Here is an 18,374-nt window from a genome sequence, read left to right as displayed (position 1 = left end):
TTTGCCTGAAACAAACCCGGCAATATTCAGGCCGTGCCTTCCGTGGCACGGCACTATAACAGCGTGATTATTTCACTTCCGTCACATCCAGACGTAACTCTGTGAAATCCGGGCTTTCGCCGTCATCATCCTCATCATCCCATACCGGCTGTACCGGCAGGGTTTCGCGGTCAAACGCGAGATCACCGCCGCCGACGACTTCACTGCCGTGATGGATAGATTTGAAATCGAATAATTCAGTGTCACATAAATGTGAAGGCACAACATTTTGTGTGGCGCGGAACATGGTTTCAATCCGGCCCGGATAGCGTTTATCCCAGTCGCGCAGCAGATCTTTGATCACCTGACGCTGGAGGTTCGGCTGAGAGCCGCACAGGTTACACGGAATGATCGGAAATCCTTTGGCTTCGGCGAAACGCTCAATATCTTTCTCGCGGCAATAGGCCAGCGGGCGGATCACCACATGTTTACCGTCATCGCTCATCAGTTTCGGCGGCATGCCTTTGAGTTTTCCGCCGTAAAACATATTCAGGAACAGGGTCTGCAGAATATCGTCACGGTGATGTCCGAGGGCGATTTTTGTTGCACCCAGTTCAGTCGCGGTACGGTACAAAATACCCCGGCGCAGACGGGAACAGAGGGAGCAGGTGGTTTTCCCTTCCGGAATTTTCTCTTTCACAATCCCGTAGGTATTTTCTTCGACGATTTTGTATTCAACGCCCAGTTTTTCCAGATATTCCGGCAAAATATGCTCAGGAAAACCCGGCTGTTTCTGATCGAGATTCACAGCTACCAGGGAAAAACGGATTGGGGCGCTCTGCTGCAGGCTCTGCAGAACAGAAAGCAGGGTGTAACTGTCTTTGCCGCCGGACAGGCAAACCATAATGCGGTCGCCGTCCTCAATCATATTAAAATCTGCGATCGCTTTGCCGGTATGGCTGCGCAGGCGTTTTTGCAACTTATTGATGTTGTACTGTTCTTTCGGTGTATTCATGTCTTACTGTTCTTAACGGGTTTGGCTGGTGCCTTGTCAGGCCGGCCGCACGGCAACGGAAATCTGAAATAAGGACGCAATGATAGCAGAAGGACAGGGGATTCGGATACGTATGGATTAAAAAGGATGACAGCCCGGAACGGAATGATCCGGGATGACGGGAGCGGGCTGTTGGTACTTTCTGGTGTGGTTATTTTTTACTGCGGATTTTACCCCTTCCTCTGTTCTTCATATCAATAGTGATCATGTCATAGTCAGTTTCCTGACTTTTTTTCTCTTTATAGTTAAGTGAACTCAGTCTGTTGTTGTTTTCGATACAGTCAGTAAAAAAACTTTTTACGTCAACATTAAACAAAAAAGCGATTTGCAGTAATGTGCTGGCTCTTATATTGGTAATACCCTGTTCATAGCGGGATATTTGTTGCTGACTTAAACCCAGTAATTCGGCAAGTGCCATACCGGATAATCCCAGTGATTTCCTTTTTCGTGAAATTTGCTGACCGATAAAGAGACTGATTTCTCTCTCATTCATGATGTGAACCCTTAATTAAAACGCTGTGTGTAATCTTAAATATGTTAATTGTGTTTATATTGTTCAAATGTCTCCAGGTAATTACTGTCAGAACACATGTGAAAGTAATTTGACATTGCTGATAATAATTTTCCGGATTCAATATCTCTGTTTGCCAGAGATAGTATTCTGTGAATGAATTTTTCAGGCGATATATTAAATAGCCTGAGTATCAATATTAATGTGTCTATCTGAATGGCACTGTCGCCACACTCATAGCGTGATATTTGCTGCTGGGATATGCGGATAATATCGCCTAGCTCATAACCACTGATGCCTTTGGATTTCCTTAATGATTTTATCTCTTGCCCTATAATAACCTGAAGTTTTTTTTTGAAGTTCCGTTGCTGAATAAGCAGCTCTTGATATTTATCAGAATGCATAAAGATACCGTCGGATCAAAATTAATCCCATATATAAATAGAAAATGTTTATGAGACATTTATCATATGATTCATAATATGCAACCCATGGAATAGTTGTCAATAAATAAAATTCACACAGAAAACAATGTTCTGATAAAGAAACTAATTAAAACTGAAAAGTATACAAAGTTTATAGCTAACATAAGATTTAAGCGGCCTCAGGAGATGGCTTTTTCATTTTATTGATTTTTAAATAAAAAATAATCGCTGCAATGCAGGGAATCAAAATAACAACAGTCACGAGTATTTGTACTTATCTTACAGGTTTTTATCCGGACTGTATCGGAGGATGATCATCTTTTTTTAGTTATTTTAATTGAATACACCATCATTTCTGATGATGTCATCAGATTATCTGAATTATAGTTTTTGCTTAAGTGGAATAATAAGACTTTAATTTGTTGCGCAATGCTGTTTTTTTTGCCGGGAAATGTTTAAAAGATGTAAAAACAAGGTATTCGGGACATACAGAGAAACATAACGGCAAAAGTATCAATATCTTTAGTGTTTTTTCTTAATCAATTGTTCTATTTAGCTTTTGTCAGCACTATTTTTCAGATGATACTTTTATTTTGTTACCGGGAATATTTCAGCAGATGGTATTGGCATGACGGATTCACATAGAAAATAACAACATTATTTTTACCGGCGAGTGACAATCATTCAAAAAAATACAATTTTCATCATAAATAAAAATATATTAGCCAATTCGGTAATTCGAGTAATAATCACCTGATATATTATTCGCTATTACCTAATGATCGTGATTTTCGGTGTTCAGCACTATTATCAGAATATGGGTAATACCAGCGGTGATGCACGACCTGAAAATGACAGTACTCATGGCTGATGCCTGCGCCCGGTGACAGCCATGAGAACGGACAAAATTTAAGCGTGGCTTTGCATAATAGAATTGAATGTTTTTACAACCAGCAGATTACCGTTTTTCAGTGCAGCGTAGTTTTCCTTTATTTCAGACGCAGCGTATTCACGGATTGCCGTATTCAGATATTCAATCAGCTCAATTTTGCAGTCCTTGTTTGTCTTATCCAGTGCTGAAAACGGTGTGCTGAGATCTCTGTTTTCTTCAATCAGTCGCTGAAGGAGTGATTTATCTGTTGCCCGCTCAAAATACTGGCCGACAGTAATAACCCGCTCAAGGCCGGTCAGCTTCATAACCATCAGGGTTAATCTGGAGCATACAGAATAAACAGTCTTATTGCTGACAGACATACTTACCTCATCTACGAAAATCATATGATTTATGCTGGTGTGAAGGTTTACAGTATTTCCCTTTTTTTAAAAGGTAGAATAATCTGAATGTTGTGTAAAATGAGCAAATTATACCAATACAGATTACGTATTGGTGCGTAATATCCGTTTATTCACGTAGCCATATTATTATGAGGAATAACAGAGTGACTAAAAAAACACTGAGCCTGTTTATCGTACTGATTCTGTCCGGATGTGTTTCACCGGGTACACAACCGGGAAAATATGAAAAGAATAATGATGACCCTTATAAAAACAGCACAGTAAACACTATCCGTGAAAATCAGGAGATTTACAGGGAGCAACTGAGAATAAAACAACACACCGGCGGAGAGGGATAATGACAGTTATTGAAAATAATCATGAGTATACCGGCAGCCGGTTTGAAAAAGCAGATCTCAGTGATCAGACCATCCGTGGCGTGGTATTTGAGGACTGCACCTTTATCCGCTGTGATTTCAGTTCGGCGGTTGCACAGCAGTGCCGTTTCACTGATTGTGTGTTTGAGCAATGCAATATGAGCCTGCTGGCAGTTCCCGAAACCCGGTTTTCCGGGACTGAATTTACCGGGACGAAAATGATTGGTATTGACTGGACAAAAGCATACTGGCCGAAGTTTGATTTTTATTCTCAGCTGGTGTTCAAAGAGTGTATTTTAGACAGCAATAACTTTTTTGACCTCAGATTGCATGAATCGCACTTTGCATCCTGCCGGATCCATAATGCGGATTTCAGACAGGCGGAGCTGAATAAATCCGTTATACAGGACTGCGATTTAACCGATACGCTGTTTATGCACACTAATCTTGAAGGGGCGTATCTTTGCGGTTCTCACTCTTTTTATATCGATATCCGTGAAAACAAAACCGCCAAAGCCACATTTTCCGCATACGAAGCCCTGAATCTGCTGCGGGTACTTGATATCCGTCTGGCTGACTAAATCGTGCGGAACCGGGTATATATACCTGATATCTGCTGAATAAAGCGTATAATTACGCGGTAACATCTTCATCAAATCTGATTTTGATGAATAAAGCGACAGTAAGGCTTCTGGTCACTTGCCGGTCTTTGGTATGATCAGTAATAAGTAACTCAATGTATACGGGCGGGGCAATGAGAAAATTTATTCTGTCAGGGATTATGGCCGCATTATTATCCGGCTGTGCAGGTACAGGAAGTAAAACACCGGAAGCACCCTGGGGCTTTACATGGGGGCAGACGCCCGCAGAATTAAAAGCACTGAATCTGGACGATTTTGACTGCACAAAAACCCGTGACGGCGGGCAATTATGCAGTTCACTGGCATCACCGGATGTTGAAAAGCAATTCTTTATGATGGTCTTTTCACCGGAAGGGCAAAAATTAAATGCAATATCCCGCTTCGGTGTCTGGAGCCGTGATCAGGCCGCATTGCTGAATGAATACGATAAAGTGAATGCGGAAATGGAGAAAATCTACGGCAAACCGGCCGGGGTCAATGAAGAATATGATCGCAAAACGCCGTTCCTGGCAAAAGTCGCCAAAGGAAAAATCGGGCAGTTTAAGCGCAAATATGAATCAGAAGATACTGAGGTTGTGGTGGGGGTGGTCAGTAATGCCAATCTGGTACAGATAAATGATGAAAAAGATGTCACTTATACTGTGCTGACCATGTATACGCTGAAATAAACAGGTACTTGCGGTGCTGAACACTATTATGCTGATTCAGCACCGTTTTTAATTTCCGCTTCATATTTACTATCAAAGTGATCACTCATGAATTTATCCGCTGTAAATAACCGGTTTGTGACTGGCCTGATAATATCACGTAACCGGCGGAACGGACCGGGTAAAAGAGTGTGATCAATTTCGCTTAATGCTATCCGTTGCTGATTTTTGATACAGCAAAAAAATAGCCTGTGGTATCCCTTTTATCAGTTTTTTTATTTCAAAGGGGATTATCAATGAAATTTATTAATCGTTACAGTGCAATTGCACTGGCTGTTGGTATGTTGTCACTGAATATGACTGCTCAGGCTGAGACTGTTTCCCTGAATGCCGCCGCAGTACCGCAGGCTGTGACAGAAATAGCGGTGTTACAGCAGGGCCAGTGGGACAGTTTTAATAAACAGCGTCTGGATGCCATGATTGCCAAAGCAAAACAGTCACCGGCACATACCTATTATGCGGTGTTTGACTTTGATAACACGACGGCATTTCTGGATATTGAAGAAGCGGTGATGATTTATCAGCTTGAGCACCTGTTATTTGCCATGACACCGCAGGAACTGAAATCCGTTATTTTCAAAGATATTCCGGCCGGGAATTTTTCCGCTGAGTTCAACAATAAAGACGGTAAACCGGTCAATATTGAGAAGGTCGGTACCGATATTCTGGAAAGTTACCAGTGGCTGTATGACAACTATGATGGCCTGAAGGGTGATAAGCCGCTGTCTGAAATCAAAAAGTCGCCGCATTATCAGAATTTCATCACCAAAATGCGCTATTTATATGCGGCAATCGGCGGCACATTTGATCATGCCGTTTCCTATCCTTGGGTCACCTATTTATTTATGAATATGACACCGGAGCAGGTTGCGGATATTACCGCCCAAACCATTGAATGGCAGAAATCAGAGCCGGTTGAGGGTGTGGTATGGGAAAGCCCTGAATCGTTACCGGGACAGGCGGGTATTGTTGAAATTGACTGGCATAATGGTTTCCGTCTGGTGCCGGAAATGCAGGATTTGTATCAGGTGCTGCAAAAATCCGGTATTGATGTCTATGTGATTTCTGCGTCGAATCTGGAAGTGATTAAATCGATTGTCACACAACCACCATATTCTGTGCCGGAGTCACAGGTATTTGCTATGCATTTACTGCGCACCAAAGATAATAAACTGACATCTGATCTGGATCCGGTTTATCCGCAGACGCAGGGTAAAGGGAAAACAGAGACTATCAACAAGTTTATTCAGGATAAATATGCCGGTAAAGGACCGTTATTAGTCGCCGGTGACAGTGAAGGTGACCAGAATATGATGTCCGACTTCCCGGATACGGAAGTGGTGCTGATTATTAACCGTCTGCGTTCACCGGATACCATTATCGGGCAGTTATCAAAACAGGCGGTTAAAGAGCACGGTCAGAAGGACGCCAAAGTATTATTACAGGGACGTAATGACAGCACCGGTGTATTTGTGCCGTCACAGCTCCATACCCCGTTGGGTGCAAAAGAAGGCCGGGCATTAAAATAACAGCGGTGTCCGGCAGTTTAAGGAAATACTGATAACCCCGGCCGGTAATACACACTATGATAGGAAAATTATCATTACAGGGAATTCAGAAGGATATGGATAAGTATATTGTGTGTTATGAAGGTCTGGGGTTAACCGGCTCGGTATTATTCCGCAGCCATGTGGCCATTAATACCGATATCAGCAGAACGGAAGCAGAACGTTTTGTCGCGCTATTTAATAATGCCGCTGCCGCCGATGCGGAAAAGCATAATATTAATGCGGCACGTTATGTTATCGTGAATATCTGTAAACTGTAGCAATACGGCGGTGATCCCGCCGTATTCTTTTTCAGGCTAAGGTCAGTGTATGGGTAATGGCACAATGTTCAGTAAATGCCTCATCATGGCTGACCAGTAATAATGCCCCTTTATAACTGCGCAGCACATTTTCCAGTAATAACCGGGAATCGAGATCCAGATGGTTATCCGGTTCATCCAGCAGTAAAATATCCGGCAGAGGTTCGGATAATGTTAATGCCAGCAGCGTGACTTTCAGCTGCTCACCGCCGCTTAATTGTGACAGCGGAATTAACCCCTTATCACCTCTGATCCGCAACGCTCCGAGATGGGTACGCCAGGTTTGTGCCGGAATGGACGGATCAAACTCACACAGTGCTTCTGTAACCGGCAGGGCTTTATTCAGCAGCGCCAGGTGTTGATCCAGATATCGCAGACGACCGTGCAGGGAGTAATCCCCGGATTTTGCAGTGAGCAAACCTGCCAGCACTTTCAGTAATGTGGATTTTCCGCAGCCGTTGCGCCCGGCAATATGCCAGTGTTCACCACCGGAAATGGTCAGTGACAGCGGCTCTTGTGTGCCAAACGGTAAAAGCAGATCACGGGCGTTAATCCGCACCCGTTTTTGCTCTCCGGTATAATTAAAAGCCAGCATTTGCGGGGTGATATGCTGTATTTTCTCATTCACTTCCCGGCGCTGGCTGTCCAGCTGAGTCATAACCCGGTCATGGCGGCCGGTTATTTTTGATTGCTGCTTCTCCGCTTTATTCTTTTTCATATCGAGCAGCAGGGCAGAGGAGGAGCCGGATGAACGCACTTTCTCACCCTGACGGCGGCGCTGCGCTTTCTTTTCCAGTGCGCGCTGCAACTCCGTTTTTTCTCTGTTCAGCTGCGATTGTAACTGCTTCTCTTCACTCTGTAATGCGCAGAGCTGAAAGGCTTTCTGCTCCGCATAATGGGTATAATTGCCACCGTACTCTTCCAGTGCGGACGGCGTGAGTTCAAAAATCCGCTGCATGGTGTCGAGCAAACGGCGCTCGTGGCTGATCACAAGTGCTCCGGCCGGGTGATTCCGCAGTTGCTCACTCAGCCAGCAGCGCCCGGCGGCATCCAGATGGTTTCCGGGTTCATCGAGTAACAGGAAGGCGCGCGGCTGTAAAAAGGCGCGGCAGAGTGCCAGCCGGGTTTGCTCACCGCCGCTCAGGTTTGTGCAGAGAGTGTCCGCCGGGAGATGCGACAGCTGTGCACTTTCCAGCAGGGATTGCTGCTGTCGCGGCATATCCCATTTATCCGCCAGAAAATCATAATCCTCTGCGGTGGCAGTGCCGTCTTCTGTGCGGCGCAGTGCAGCCTGAATTTCTGCGGTTCCGAGTGCATCCGCCAGTGTGATACCGGAAAGGCGGGTCAGTTGCGGTACGTAATAAAACGGTACCTGCCAGCTGACCGTGCCGGTTGCCGGCTGCCGCTGCTGCGCGAGCAACGACATCAGCACTGATTTACCGCGCCCGTTATGACCGGTAAGCCCCTGAACCTGACGGGTTAATGTGCCGCTGATGTTGTCAAACAGCGGAATATCGTTAAATGTCACTGATAAGTGAGAAAAATGGCATTGTACGGACATACAAAAGCTCCTGAATAAACAGGGGCAGGCGGATTTACCGGATAAAAAAGAAAACGATGATGAGGATAGCTGCCTGCCCGATATCAAAACAGCGCATTAGTAAAAATGCGGATGATACAGCAATGGGATTCAGGCAATTAAATCATGTCGGCAGACATCCTCAGGGGAAATGAACTGCGGCAATGGTGTCAAATAAAAGCAGGATTGTAAACCCCCTGTTTCCGGGATTTCCGCAGAGTACGCAGGAATGATTTTTTCACGGAATGTTACTGTCAATCGCCGGTATTTTCGTTATCCTGTCCGGCCTTGATATTTTTTTATTTTCCGGCAGCGGAAATTCAGCAACAGGATGGGTTATGAGTTCAGCAGAAACGGTATATCAGGTTGATCAGAAACGCAGAATTATCACCTGTATCATTACATTCTTTGTGGTTATTGTGCTTTATATCGCACTGGCGTACTTATTCCAGACACGGATGCCGGGCGTGGCTGCCGCGCTGGGTCTGACGGTATATGTCTATATCGCGCAGTTCCCTGTGATTAAAGTGTACGGTGATAAACTGACCTCCAAAATTGCGGTCGGTAAAGTGGTATCTATGCCGTTTGACGGCGGCCATTTTTCCCTGCAGGAAGTGAAGGGGCTGAAAGCGTTAATGGTCTCTTTCTCCACGGACTCTTATATTCTGAGTTATCATCCGGCAAACAGCCGCCGTGTCCGTATTGTCGGGCCGACACTCAAAAAAGCGCAGTTAAAAGCGATTTTTGATGCCATTCCGGAACAGTCAAAACGCGCGTTATAATACGGTTGTCCGGCGATGATGCCGGGCATTTGCTTTTGTTCCCGCGTTTCCCGTGAAAACCATATGTGTTACCATGGTCACACTTTTCCGCTCAAAAGCTGTATCGATACAGCTTTTCTTTACGGGGGACCATAATGACTGAAACCCTGTCACGAAATCAGGCCTGGCTGCGGGTGATGGTACTTGCGGTGGCGGCATTTGTATTTAATACCACTGAATTTATTCCGGTTGCGCTGCTGAGTGATATCTCGGCGGGCTTTGCGATGCAACCCGCAGAGACCGGACTGATAATCACCATTTATGCCTGGGTGGTGGCGCTGACGTCGCTGCCGCTGATGCTGCTGACGGCGCGTATTGAGCGGCGCAAATTGCTGCTCTGGCTGTTTACCGTATTTGTGATAAGTCACATTGTGTCCGGGCTGGCGCAGCGTTTTGATGTGCTGGTGGTCAGCCGGATCGGTGTGGCGCTGGCGCATGCGGTGTTCTGGTCGATCACCGCATCTCTGGCGGTCAGGGTGGCACCGCCCGGTAAAAAATCCCAGGCGCTGGGATTGCTGGCGACCGGTACGGCGCTGGCAACCGTGCTGGGGCTGCCGATAGGCCGTGTTATCGGGCAGTGGGTCGGCTGGCGGATGACGTTCTTCTGTATCGGCGGCCTGGCGCTGATCACGATGGCGGCGATGGCGCGTTTTCTTCCGCTGTTGCCGAGCGAGCATTCCGGTTCCCTGAAAAGTATTCCGGTTCTGTTCAGACGGCCCGCGTTAGTGGGGATTTTTGTGCTGACAGCGATTGTGGTCACCGGGCATTTCACCGCTTATAACTATATTGAACCGTTTGTGCAGACCGTTGCCGGGAAATCACAGGATTTCGCTACGCTGTTTCTGCTGATTTTCGGAGCAGCGGGGATTATCGGCAGTGTGATTTTCAGTCGTTACAACACCCGGCTGCCGTTGCTGTTTCTGCCTGCGGCGATAACATTACTGACGGTATGTCTGATGCTGCTGCTGACCAGCCGTGTGACCGATACTGCGCTGATTATCCTCGGGGTTGTCTGGGGGATCGGTATGATGTGCACCGCGCTGGGGTTACAGGTCAAAGTGATTGATTTATCACCGGATGCCACCGATCTGGCGATGTCTGTTTATTCTGGCATTTTTAATATCGGTATCGGCGGCGGGGCGCTGCTCGGTAATCAGGTGATTATTCATATGGGCATGGAACAGATAGGCTATGCCGGGGCGGTATTTGCTGTGGCGGGAGTGCTTATCTCACTGTTTGTTTTCCGCCGTTACCGGGCCTTGTTTATACAAAGGCCGAAAGCGGAGAGCCGTATTACCTCGCATAATCCGTCATAAATTAATCATATTCCGCACCAATTAATACAATCCCGCACCGTTTCGCTGCGGGATTTTTTTTCTGATTTCTTTATAATATCCGCCTTACTGGCTGATAACGATATGAACGGGTGTTTTATGAATGGTTTATTGTGGCTGACGCTGGCCGTGGGCGCGGAAGTGGTGGCGACCTCAATGTTACGGGCGGCGGACGGTTTTACCCGGCTGATACCGTCGGTCGTGGTGGTGATTGGCTATTGTGTGTCGTTCTGGGCGCTGTCTCAGGTGGTGCGGATGATGCCGCTGGGGATTGCGTATGCTATCTGGTCCGGGATGGGTATTGTCATTGTCTCTGCCGCCGCTTATTTTATCTATCACCAGAAACTGGATTTACCCGCAGTTATCGGGATGGCTCTCATTATTGCGGGTGTATTAGTGATAAATTTATTTTCGAAAAGCAGTGTTCACTGAGCTGCATCCGCAGCTATGAGGCCATAATCATGATATCAGTTCCATTTTTCCGCCGCCCGGGGCGGATATTGTGCAGTGTTATTGTTGCGGCAGCGGCTTTTGCTGCCGGTTGCAGCAGTTCACCGGATACGGTGCAGCAAAAGCAGATTCCGCGCTTCCAGCAGCCGTTAATTGATTTAACCGAAGATGCCCGTGCCAGTTGCAGCTATGCAGGCGGAACACCATCACTTATCCGTGAGCTGAACGGCGCACAGACACCGGGGTGTCAGTTTGCCAACGGCAAACGCTGCAGCCAGCAGTCACTGCTTTCCGGAAGTTGCGGGTCGGTATTGTGAGGGATGTCCGGAACAGCCGCGTTATGACAGCGCGGCTGTTATCGGCAGAGTAAGATCAGAACAGACGACGTGGCTGTTTGCGGTGAATGAACTGGGATAATAATACCAGCGCACTGATCAGCAGATACACAGCAAAGATCCCGATAAGCCACTGTGGCATATCCAGTTTCAGGAATACCCACTGCTGAACTGAACAGTCACCGGATGCCTCAAATACTGACGGCAGCCAGGTATTGAGCGGCAGCCATTCCGGGAAATTCACAAAGAAATCACAGGTATTGAACGGAGACGGGTAGAGCTGAATCATGGTGTGTTCCCATGACAGCTGTAATCCGGCAATTCCGCTGTAAATCCACAGGGCAATAGCCAGCCAGCGGATGATAACGCTGCGCGGCGCTATCCAGCCGAGGAATCCGGCAAACGCAATGCCCAGGACGGCAATACGTTCATAAATACACATCACACACGGCTGTAATCCCATTCCGTGCTGAAAGAACAGGGCGATACCGTCGAGTGCCAGTGCGGAGATCATCAGTAAAAACCATGCACTGCGGCCCCGCGAACACTCATAAAGATAAGTCAGCATAATTGTATCCGGGTTATCCGATTAATAAGAAACAGATTAACTAACGCAGCGACTGTACGATAAAAAATACTGCAGCGCACCCCTTTTCCGCATTTACGGCGGGCAGAAACAAAAAAACCGGAATAACACTGTTATTCCGGTTAGTGCAGTGTGAAAAGGTGGTTACGGTAGTGTGATCACACCATTGGCAGCCATCCATTCTGAAACCGGCACCAGCCATAATTCAACACCAAAGAAGCCGACCAGTGTCATCACGATGGTGTAAGGCAGCGCCATTATCACCATTTTTCCGTAGGAAAGCCGGATCAGCGGTGCGAGTGCGGACGTCAGCAGGAACAGGAATGCCGCCTGACCGTTTGGTGTCGCCACTGACGGCAGGTTTGTCCCGGTATTGATAGCAACAGCCAGATATTCATACTGTGTATAGGATACCAGTCCGGCTTTCATCGCCGTCATTGCCTCATTGATATACACAGTGCCGACAAAGACGTTATCGGAGACCGCCGAGAGCAGGCCGTTGAACAGATAGAACAGTGACAGCTGTGATGACGGATCCGAACTGAGGACAAACTGAATAAACGGTGTGAATAATTTCTGGTCAACAATTACCGCAACAACAGAGAAGAACACGGTCAGCAGCGCGGTAAACGGCAATGCTTCCTCGAAAGCCTCACCGAGTGCATGTTCTTCCGTGATCCCGCAGAATGCTGTTGCCAGAATAATCACAGATAAACCGATCAGCCCGACTTCGGCGAGATGAAGGGCCAGTGCAGTGATCAGCCAGATACCGATAAGGCCCTGAACAATCAGCTGCATTTTTTCCTGTTTGGTCCGGCGTGCCGCGGATTTTTGTGCATTATCCTCCAGTACGGCCCTGACCCGATCCGGCAGTTCCGCACCATAACCGAACAGTTTAAACCGTTCCACCAGGTAACAGACCAGAAGACCACAGACAAACACCGGAATCGTCACCGGCGCCATGCGCAGGAAGAAATTCACGAAATCCCATCCGGCATGTTTGGCAATAATCAGGTTTTGCGGCTCACCGACCATGGTCATCACGCCGCCGAGGGCAGTACCGATACCGGCATGCATCATCAGGCTGCGCAGAAAGGCACGGAACTGATCCAGCGTCTGACGCTTTTCGGTACTGTCGATAAATTCATCATCACTGAGCGTCACCGTTTCTTTTCCGGAAGAGGCATACTGATGATAAATCGCATAAAACCCGACAGACACACTGATCACCACGGCGATCACCGTCAGTGCATCCAGAAACGCGGATAAAAACGCACTTGCCAGACAGAAAGCAAGGGCAAGAGCGCGTTTGGAACGGATAGACAGGAGTAGTTTAGTAAACAGAAACAGCAGCAGCTGCTTCATAAAATAAATACCGGCAACCATAAAGATCAGCAGCAGGATAACCTCAAGGTTATTCACAATCTCATGGCTGATTTGCGCCGGAGATGTCATGCCGATCAGTACCGCCTCAATCGCCAGCAGGCCGCCGGGTTGCAGCGGATAGCATTTCAGCGCCATCGCAAGGGTAAAAATAAACTCAATGACCAGCAGCCAGCCGGCGGTAAAAGGGTCAATAAAGAAGTAAACAACCGGATTTATAATTAAAAAAAGAATAATAGCAAGCTTATACCAGTCAGGAGAGTGGCCCATGAAGTTCTTCAGGAAGGCCTGCCGCATTGATATTTCCATTGTTGCTGTGTGTCCTCCGCAGGGGGTGAAAAGATGATCCGCGTATAACTACAGTGCTTTATACTACGCCGGTATTCTGAATTTATTAAGAATTTAAATCAACTGATGGTTACCGTCCGCACTATCATGATTTATGACCGGACTCACTCTTTCGCAAGCTGATTGCTATATCGCGGCATCACATTCTGTTATCATCCGGATAATTGGAAGGTTAATTGTTTTGGACGAAGTCATCTATGGTCATCAAGGCGCAGAGCCCTGCGGGGTTTGCAGAAGAGTATATTATTGAGAGTATCTGGAATAACCGCTTCCCGCCGGGATCCATTTTACCCGCAGAGCGTGAGTTATCTGAACTGATTGGTGTGACCCGGACAACCCTGCGTGAAGTCTTACAACGCCTTGCCAGAGATGGCTGGCTGACGATTCAGCACGGTAAACCGACAAAAATTAATAATTTCTGGGAAACATCCGGACTGAATATCCTGGAAACCATTGCCCGTCTCGATCACGAAAGCGCGCCGAAACTGATTGAGAACCTGCTGGCAGCCAGGACTAATATTGCTTCTATTTTTATCCGTACTGCGTTTCGCAATAATCCGGAAAAATCACTGGAAATTCTCAGTCAGGAAAATGAACCGGATGATAATTCAGATGCGTTCAGCCAGTATGATTATGATGTATTCCGTGGTCTGGCATTTGCGTCCGGTAACCCGATTTACGGCCTGATCCTCAACGGGCTGAAAGGGTTGTACACCCGTGTCGGCCGCTTCTATTTTGCAAGCCCGGAAGCCCGTAAACTGGCGCGGAATTTTTATCAGCAGCTGACCGGCCTGTGCCGTGAAAAAGCCTATGATAAAGTGCTGGATTGTGTCCGCAGCTACGGCAAAGAGAGCGGCACTATCTGGCAGACCATGCAGAGCGGTATTGCACAGGATTTGAATCCGCAGTAATACAGGCGGACAGGATGAAAAACCGGCGCTGGCCGGTTTTTTGTTATGCGCGGGCCAGTACCTGTAATATCGCCGGTGACTGTGTCCAGAGCAGGGAACCGCCTTCTTCCGCAAACAGATGATGTTCCGCACGGGGAAAGCGTCCGGCCAGGATTTTGCCGCCATCAGGGGAATGCACGGTGCTGGTGTCCTTCTCCCCGTACCACAGCGACACCGGACAGGTGATTTGCTCCGGTGTAAATCCCCATTCCTGCATGGCAATCAGCAGATCCTGTGTATAGCCTTCATGTCCCTGAGAAAACGCCTCTGCCATACACTGCCGGTAAACCGGTAAAAAATCTGCTGCCTGATAGACCGCCAGGTCTGTTTCCCCGCTGTAATTCAGAATGAAATTCATCAGCCACTCTGCCGTGATATTTTCCCGCACCCATGCACTAAATCCGTCAGGTTGAGTCCGGGCGTTATTTTGCATATCAATGACATCCGCAGATAACAGCGCCCGGATTGGCGGGTAATCGAACTGATCCTGTCCCGAAATCAGTGCCAGAGCGGAAACGTCCGCATAATACGCCAGCGCCATGGCATAAACCGCTCCCTGAGAGAATCCGGCCGCCCTGAACCGGGTGTAACCCAGCGACTGCATCAGAAAAGTGATATCTGCAGCAATGGATTTCAGGGATTTTCCGGCATCGGGAGAAGAATCTCCAAGCCCGGGGCGATCCGGGGTGATCAGCCGGATATTATGGTCTGCCAGATGCGAAATACCGAACCCGGCAGAGCCGCTCATACCTGCACCGGTACAGAACACAACCGGCGTACCGGTTTCCGGGCCGGAATCATACCAGCTGAAGCGGCGGCCATCGGGTAAGAGGGTGATGTTTTTGCGTTGGTTTTTAATATTCATGGTGATTACCGGAAAATATGCCGGAAGGCATAAAAAAGAAGAAGGGTTTTCTGATAAATAACCGTCATAACGTAAATATACGGATTATTTATTCAGTCTGGTGTCATCGGCAACAGAGACGGGAGTCCGGTTGCGTTTCGCGATGAGTTCGCAGCGGTGCCTGCGACAGATAACCTGCCTGTTATTTAACAAATGCTTATATTACAAGATAATAAAATCATTTTCGGATAAAAGGATAATTTAATTAATTATATCAGTGATTAAAAAAAATACTGTTTTGTGACCGGCTGCAAAGAAACACACTTAATATGATACGAGGGGATTCCGCTATGTTGGCAAAATGTTTCTGAAATATTATGCTGATGCTAATGTGAAATAAATAACAAGGCGGCAACATGAACATTGTCATCCTGGGAAGTGGTGTTATCGGTGTCACAACAGCCTGGTATCTCGCGCAGAAAGGGCACGATGTGACCGTTATCGACAGGCAGCCGGCGGCGGCGGAAGAGACCAGCTTCGGCAATGCCGGGCAAATCTCTCCCGGTTATGCCACGCCGTGGGGTGCTCCGGGCATTCCGCTGAAAGCCGTGAAATGGATGTTTGAAAAACATGCTCCGCTGGCCATCAGGCCGGACGGTTCGCTGTTCCAGCTGCGCTGGATGTGGCAGATGCTGCGCAATTGCGGTGCTGATTATTACGTCATGAATAAAAGCCGCATGGTGCGGATTGCGGAATACAGCCGTGACTGTATGAAAGCATTACGCGCCGAAACCGGAATACAGTATGAGGGGCGTCAGGGCGGTACACTGCAACTGTTCCGCACACAAAAACAGCTGGATAACGCCGCCAATGATATTGCGGTTCTGAAGCAGGAAGGCGTGGCGTACCGCCTGCTGAGTGCCCGTGAACTGCACGAGGCAGAACCGGCGCTGGCCCATGCGGAACATAAGCTGGCGGGTGGCCTGCAACTGCCGAATGATGAAACCGGGGATTGTAATCTCTTTACCAAACGGCTGGCGGCAATGGCGGAGCAGGCCGGTGTAAAATTCCGTTTCGGTGTCAATGTTCACCGTCTGCAATTCAGCGGTGATCGCGTCAGCGGGGTGATTTGTGATGAGGAAGTGATCACCGGTGACCAGTATGTGGTGGCGCTGGGGTCATACTCCACGAAATTACTGCACGGCCATGTCGCCATCCCGGTGTATCCGCTGAAAGGTTATTCCCTGACCATGCCTATTATTGACGAAAGCCGCGCTCCTGCATCCACCGTACTGGATGAAACCTATAAAATTGCGGTAACCCGCTTTGACCAGCGTATCCGTGTCGGCGGTATGGCGGAAGTGGTCGGTTTTAACCTTGATATTGTCAGACGTCGCTGCGAAACACTGAAAATGGTGGTGCAGGATCTTTACGGCGGCGGCGGGGATATCAGCAAAGCCACGTTCTGGACCGGTCTGCGTCCGATGACACCGGACGGCACACCGATTGTCGGGCCGACCGCATACAGTAACCTGTTTCTCAATACCGGTCACGGCACCCTCGGCTGGACAATGGCCTGCGGCAGCGGGCAGTTGCTTGCTGATATTATGTCCGGTGATAAACCGGCTATCCGTGCGGATGATCTTGCCGTTTCACGCTATCTGAACGGGTTCAGAACCCGGCTGGTGATCCCGCAGCAGTTACATACAGCATAACCAACAAAATAAGGTACGGTGATTTTATGCCTCGTCCGATACAGGCTGTGATTGACAGTGAAGCCGTCCGCTATAATCTGGCCCGGGTAAAAGAGCGGGTCAGCCCGTCCCGGGTGTGGGCAGTGGTAAAAGCGGATGCATACGGACATGGTATTGAACGGATTTTTCCGGCACTGGCGCAGGCGGAGGGCATTGCGCTGCTTGATTTCAGTGAGGCGGTAAAGGTTCGTGAACTGGGCTGGCAAAAGCCGGTTTTGCTGCTGGAGGGATTTTTTCAGCCAGAGGATCTGTCACTGATTGACCGTTATCAGCTGTCAACATCTGTACACAGTGAGTGGCAGATTAAAGCGATAGAGGAAGCATCATTTATTCATCCGCTGAATGTGTATCTGAAACTGAACAGCGGCATGAACCGATTAGGTTTTTCACCGGCGGCGTACCTGAATGCACTCCAGCGCCTGACAGTATTACCGCAGGTCGGCACTATCACACTGATGAGCCATTTTGCAGATGCGGATTTAACCGCCGGTATTCATAAACAGATGTCGCGTATTGCGCTGTTCAGTTCTCTGAACTTACCGCAATGTCTGGCGAATTCCGCCGCAGCCATGTGGGAACCGGACACCCGTGCGGATGAAGTGCGCTGCGGTATCATCCTCTATGGTGTATCACCGAGCGGTAACAGTGCGGATATTGCAGAATTCGGCCTGAAACCGGCGATGACACTGCGCAGTGAAATTATTGCTGTTCATGATATTGAAGCCGGTGAAACGGTAGGCTACGGCAGCCGTTTTACCGCCGCAGCGCCGATGCGGATTGCCACCATTGCCTGTGGTTATGCCGATGGTTACCCGCGCCATGCGCCGGATGGTACACCGGTCTGGATTGCCGGTCAGCGCTGTCCGCTGGCGGGACGAATTTCCATGGATATGCTGACAGTTGATATCACCCATTGTCCGGAAGCTGATATCGGTACACCGGTTGAATTGTGGGGGGCGAATCTTCCGGCGGATGATGTCGCGCAATATGCCGGGACTATCGGCTACGAGCTGCTGACAGCACTGGCACGGCGGGTACCGGTGATCACCGCCGGGTAATTATACGTCTTTCCGGTTGTTTTTATGATCCTGATAAATACCCGGCCACGCTGCGCGCAGTAAACTGTGGCGGTTGAAATCAGGCAGGAGTGCGGT

19 protein-coding genes are annotated in these 18,374 nt (G+C 48.3%); 11 read left to right on the top strand and 8 right to left on the bottom strand.

The features are described 5' to 3' along the window. Positions 1–67: 67 nt before the first annotated feature. The 4 genes from ttcA to AB7038_RS01045 all read right to left on the bottom strand — a co-directional run bounded on the left by ttcA (position 68) and on the right by AB7038_RS01045 (position 3,172). Entirely contained in the window at positions 68–994 is a 927-nt protein-coding gene (gene ttcA / locus AB7038_RS01060) for a tRNA 2-thiocytidine(32) synthetase TtcA (RefSeq protein ID WP_369452619.1), read from the bottom strand. Between the two features lie 190 nt (positions 995–1,184). Continuing rightward, positions 1,185–1,526, bottom strand: a complete 342-nt coding sequence (locus AB7038_RS01055) for a helix-turn-helix domain-containing protein (protein ID WP_072868313.1) — start codon at positions 1,524–1,526, stop codon at positions 1,185–1,187. Positions 1,527–1,570: 44 nt separating this feature from the next. Then, positions 1,571–1,948, bottom strand: coding sequence for a helix-turn-helix domain-containing protein (locus AB7038_RS01050; protein WP_368889247.1), 378 nt, complete (start codon positions 1,946–1,948; stop codon positions 1,571–1,573). A 930-nt stretch (positions 1,949–2,878) separates the two neighbouring features. Further along, a complete protein-coding gene (locus tag AB7038_RS01045; protein WP_369452618.1) occupies positions 2,879–3,172 on the bottom strand; it encodes a hypothetical protein in 294 nt (97 codons plus the stop codon). A gap of 430 nt (positions 3,173–3,602) precedes the next feature. Between AB7038_RS01045 and AB7038_RS01040 the strand changes: the two genes are divergently transcribed. The 4 genes from AB7038_RS01040 (at position 3,603) to AB7038_RS01025 (ending at position 6,797) form a co-directional block, all read left to right on the top strand. Then, positions 3,603–4,202, top strand: coding sequence for a pentapeptide repeat-containing protein (locus tag AB7038_RS01040; protein WP_368889248.1), 600 nt, complete (start codon positions 3,603–3,605; stop codon positions 4,200–4,202). Between the two features lie 173 nt (positions 4,203–4,375). Continuing rightward, complete coding sequence (locus AB7038_RS01035; protein ID WP_368889249.1) at positions 4,376–4,930, top strand: hypothetical protein; 555 nt, start codon at positions 4,376–4,378, stop codon at positions 4,928–4,930. 275 nt (positions 4,931–5,205) lie between these two features. Continuing rightward, positions 5,206–6,498 (top strand): haloacid dehalogenase-like hydrolase, encoded by a 1,293-nt coding sequence (locus tag AB7038_RS01030; RefSeq protein ID WP_369452617.1) that lies wholly within the window; start codon positions 5,206–5,208, stop codon positions 6,496–6,498. A 95-nt stretch (positions 6,499–6,593) separates the two neighbouring features. Further along, positions 6,594–6,797, top strand: a complete 204-nt coding sequence (locus AB7038_RS01025) for a hypothetical protein (protein ID WP_072868299.1) — start codon at positions 6,594–6,596, stop codon at positions 6,795–6,797. Positions 6,798–6,828: 31 nt separating this feature from the next. Here AB7038_RS01025 and AB7038_RS01020 read toward each other — a convergent pair whose 3' ends face one another. Continuing rightward, positions 6,829–8,397 carry an ATP-binding cassette domain-containing protein gene (locus AB7038_RS01020; protein ID WP_369452616.1) on the bottom strand — a complete coding sequence of 523 codons (1,569 nt, stop codon included), beginning with the start codon at positions 8,395–8,397 and terminating at the stop codon, positions 6,829–6,831. A 356-nt stretch (positions 8,398–8,753) separates the two neighbouring features. On the opposite strand from AB7038_RS01020, the gene AB7038_RS01015 reads away from it, so the two are divergent. The 4 genes from AB7038_RS01015 (at position 8,754) to AB7038_RS01000 (ending at position 11,337) form a co-directional block, all read left to right on the top strand. Then, the gene (locus AB7038_RS01015; RefSeq protein WP_368889252.1) at positions 8,754–9,197 is read left to right on the top strand and encodes a hypothetical protein; all 444 of its coding nucleotides are present in this window, start codon (positions 8,754–8,756) and stop codon (positions 9,195–9,197) included. A 134-nt stretch (positions 9,198–9,331) separates the two neighbouring features. After that, complete coding sequence (locus tag AB7038_RS01010; protein WP_072868285.1) at positions 9,332–10,552, top strand: sugar transporter; 1,221 nt, start codon at positions 9,332–9,334, stop codon at positions 10,550–10,552. 117 nt (positions 10,553–10,669) lie between these two features. Then, positions 10,670–11,002, top strand: coding sequence for an SMR family transporter (locus AB7038_RS01005; protein WP_004235527.1), 333 nt, complete (start codon positions 10,670–10,672; stop codon positions 11,000–11,002). 29 nt (positions 11,003–11,031) lie between these two features. Continuing rightward, the gene (locus AB7038_RS01000; RefSeq protein ID WP_368889253.1) at positions 11,032–11,337 is read left to right on the top strand and encodes a DUF333 domain-containing protein; all 306 of its coding nucleotides are present in this window, start codon (positions 11,032–11,034) and stop codon (positions 11,335–11,337) included. A 55-nt stretch (positions 11,338–11,392) separates the two neighbouring features. Here the strand turns inward: AB7038_RS01000 and dsbB are convergent, their stop codons facing one another. Beyond that, on the bottom strand, positions 11,393–11,923 hold the full coding sequence (dsbB, locus tag AB7038_RS00995) for a disulfide bond formation protein DsbB (protein WP_072868282.1): 531 nt from the start codon (positions 11,921–11,923) through the stop codon (positions 11,393–11,395). A gap of 162 nt (positions 11,924–12,085) precedes the next feature. Beyond that, positions 12,086–13,633, bottom strand: a complete 1,548-nt coding sequence (gene nhaB / locus AB7038_RS00990; RefSeq protein ID WP_072868280.1) for a sodium/proton antiporter NhaB — start codon at positions 13,631–13,633, stop codon at positions 12,086–12,088. A gap of 236 nt (positions 13,634–13,869) precedes the next feature. Here nhaB and fadR point away from each other — a divergent pair, with 236 nt between their 5' ends. Then, complete coding sequence (gene fadR / locus AB7038_RS00985; RefSeq protein WP_004235531.1) at positions 13,870–14,583, top strand: fatty acid metabolism transcriptional regulator FadR; 714 nt, start codon at positions 13,870–13,872, stop codon at positions 14,581–14,583. A 43-nt stretch (positions 14,584–14,626) separates the two neighbouring features. Here the strand turns inward: fadR and AB7038_RS00980 are convergent, their stop codons facing one another. Beyond that, positions 14,627–15,487 (bottom strand): alpha/beta fold hydrolase, encoded by an 861-nt coding sequence (locus tag AB7038_RS00980; RefSeq protein ID WP_368889254.1) that lies wholly within the window; start codon positions 15,485–15,487, stop codon positions 14,627–14,629. Positions 15,488–15,882: 395 nt separating this feature from the next. Here AB7038_RS00980 and AB7038_RS00975 point away from each other — a divergent pair, with 395 nt between their 5' ends. Together AB7038_RS00975 and alr are read left to right on the top strand one after the other, a co-directional pair. Further along, a complete protein-coding gene (locus AB7038_RS00975) occupies positions 15,883–17,181 on the top strand; it encodes a D-amino acid dehydrogenase (RefSeq protein ID WP_072868276.1) in 1,299 nt (432 codons plus the stop codon). 26 nt (positions 17,182–17,207) lie between these two features. Next, positions 17,208–18,278: an alanine racemase gene (gene alr, locus AB7038_RS00970; protein WP_369452615.1), complete on the top strand. Its 1,071-nt coding sequence runs from the start codon at positions 17,208–17,210 to the stop codon at positions 18,276–18,278. Positions 18,279–18,374 lie beyond the last annotated feature (96 nt).

Origin of the sequence: Morganella morganii, from assembly GCF_041099235.1 — a bacterium.
Taxonomy (GTDB): Bacteria; Pseudomonadota; Gammaproteobacteria; order Enterobacterales; family Enterobacteriaceae; genus Morganella; species Morganella morganii_E.
The sequence above is the reverse complement of the archived record's forward strand: the minus strand, read 5'-3'. Positions and strand labels throughout refer to the sequence as shown.

What these genes read in the sequence shown, in the direction of transcription:
- AB7038_RS01035 (WP_368889249.1), top strand. Translation starts at nt 4,376, where the DNA reads ATGAGAAAATTTATTCTGTCAGGGATTATGGCCGCATTATTATCCGGC.
- AB7038_RS00975 (WP_072868276.1), top strand. Translation starts at nt 15,883, where the DNA reads ATGAACATTGTCATCCTGGGAAGTGGTGTTATCGGTGTCACAACAGCC.
- AB7038_RS01045 (WP_369452618.1), bottom strand. Translation starts at nt 3,172, where the DNA reads ATGGTTATGAAGCTGACCGGCCTTGAGCGGGTTATTACTGTCGGCCAG.
- AB7038_RS00980 (WP_368889254.1), bottom strand. Translation starts at nt 15,487, where the DNA reads ATGAATATTAAAAACCAACGCAAAAACATCACCCTCTTACCCGATGGC.
- AB7038_RS01010 (WP_072868285.1), top strand. Translation starts at nt 9,332, where the DNA reads ATGACTGAAACCCTGTCACGAAATCAGGCCTGGCTGCGGGTGATGGTA.
- AB7038_RS01050 (WP_368889247.1), bottom strand. Translation starts at nt 1,948, where the DNA reads ATGCATTCTGATAAATATCAAGAGCTGCTTATTCAGCAACGGAACTTC.
- dsbB (WP_072868282.1), bottom strand. Translation starts at nt 11,923, where the DNA reads ATGCTGACTTATCTTTATGAGTGTTCGCGGGGCCGCAGTGCATGGTTT.
- ttcA (WP_369452619.1), bottom strand. Translation starts at nt 994, where the DNA reads ATGAATACACCGAAAGAACAGTACAACATCAATAAGTTGCAAAAACGC.
- AB7038_RS01005 (WP_004235527.1), top strand. Translation starts at nt 10,670, where the DNA reads ATGAATGGTTTATTGTGGCTGACGCTGGCCGTGGGCGCGGAAGTGGTG.
- AB7038_RS01020 (WP_369452616.1), bottom strand. Translation starts at nt 8,397, where the DNA reads ATGTCCGTACAATGCCATTTTTCTCACTTATCAGTGACATTTAACGAT.
- alr (WP_369452615.1), top strand. Translation starts at nt 17,208, where the DNA reads ATGCCTCGTCCGATACAGGCTGTGATTGACAGTGAAGCCGTCCGCTAT.
- fadR (WP_004235531.1), top strand. Translation starts at nt 13,870, where the DNA reads ATGGTCATCAAGGCGCAGAGCCCTGCGGGGTTTGCAGAAGAGTATATT.
- nhaB (WP_072868280.1), bottom strand. Translation starts at nt 13,633, where the DNA reads ATGGAAATATCAATGCGGCAGGCCTTCCTGAAGAACTTCATGGGCCAC.
- AB7038_RS01030 (WP_369452617.1), top strand. Translation starts at nt 5,206, where the DNA reads ATGAAATTTATTAATCGTTACAGTGCAATTGCACTGGCTGTTGGTATG.
- AB7038_RS01040 (WP_368889248.1), top strand. Translation starts at nt 3,603, where the DNA reads ATGACAGTTATTGAAAATAATCATGAGTATACCGGCAGCCGGTTTGAA.
- AB7038_RS01025 (WP_072868299.1), top strand. Translation starts at nt 6,594, where the DNA reads ATGGATAAGTATATTGTGTGTTATGAAGGTCTGGGGTTAACCGGCTCG.
- AB7038_RS01000 (WP_368889253.1), top strand. Translation starts at nt 11,032, where the DNA reads ATGATATCAGTTCCATTTTTCCGCCGCCCGGGGCGGATATTGTGCAGT.
- AB7038_RS01015 (WP_368889252.1), top strand. Translation starts at nt 8,754, where the DNA reads ATGAGTTCAGCAGAAACGGTATATCAGGTTGATCAGAAACGCAGAATT.
- AB7038_RS01055 (WP_072868313.1), bottom strand. Translation starts at nt 1,526, where the DNA reads ATGAATGAGAGAGAAATCAGTCTCTTTATCGGTCAGCAAATTTCACGA.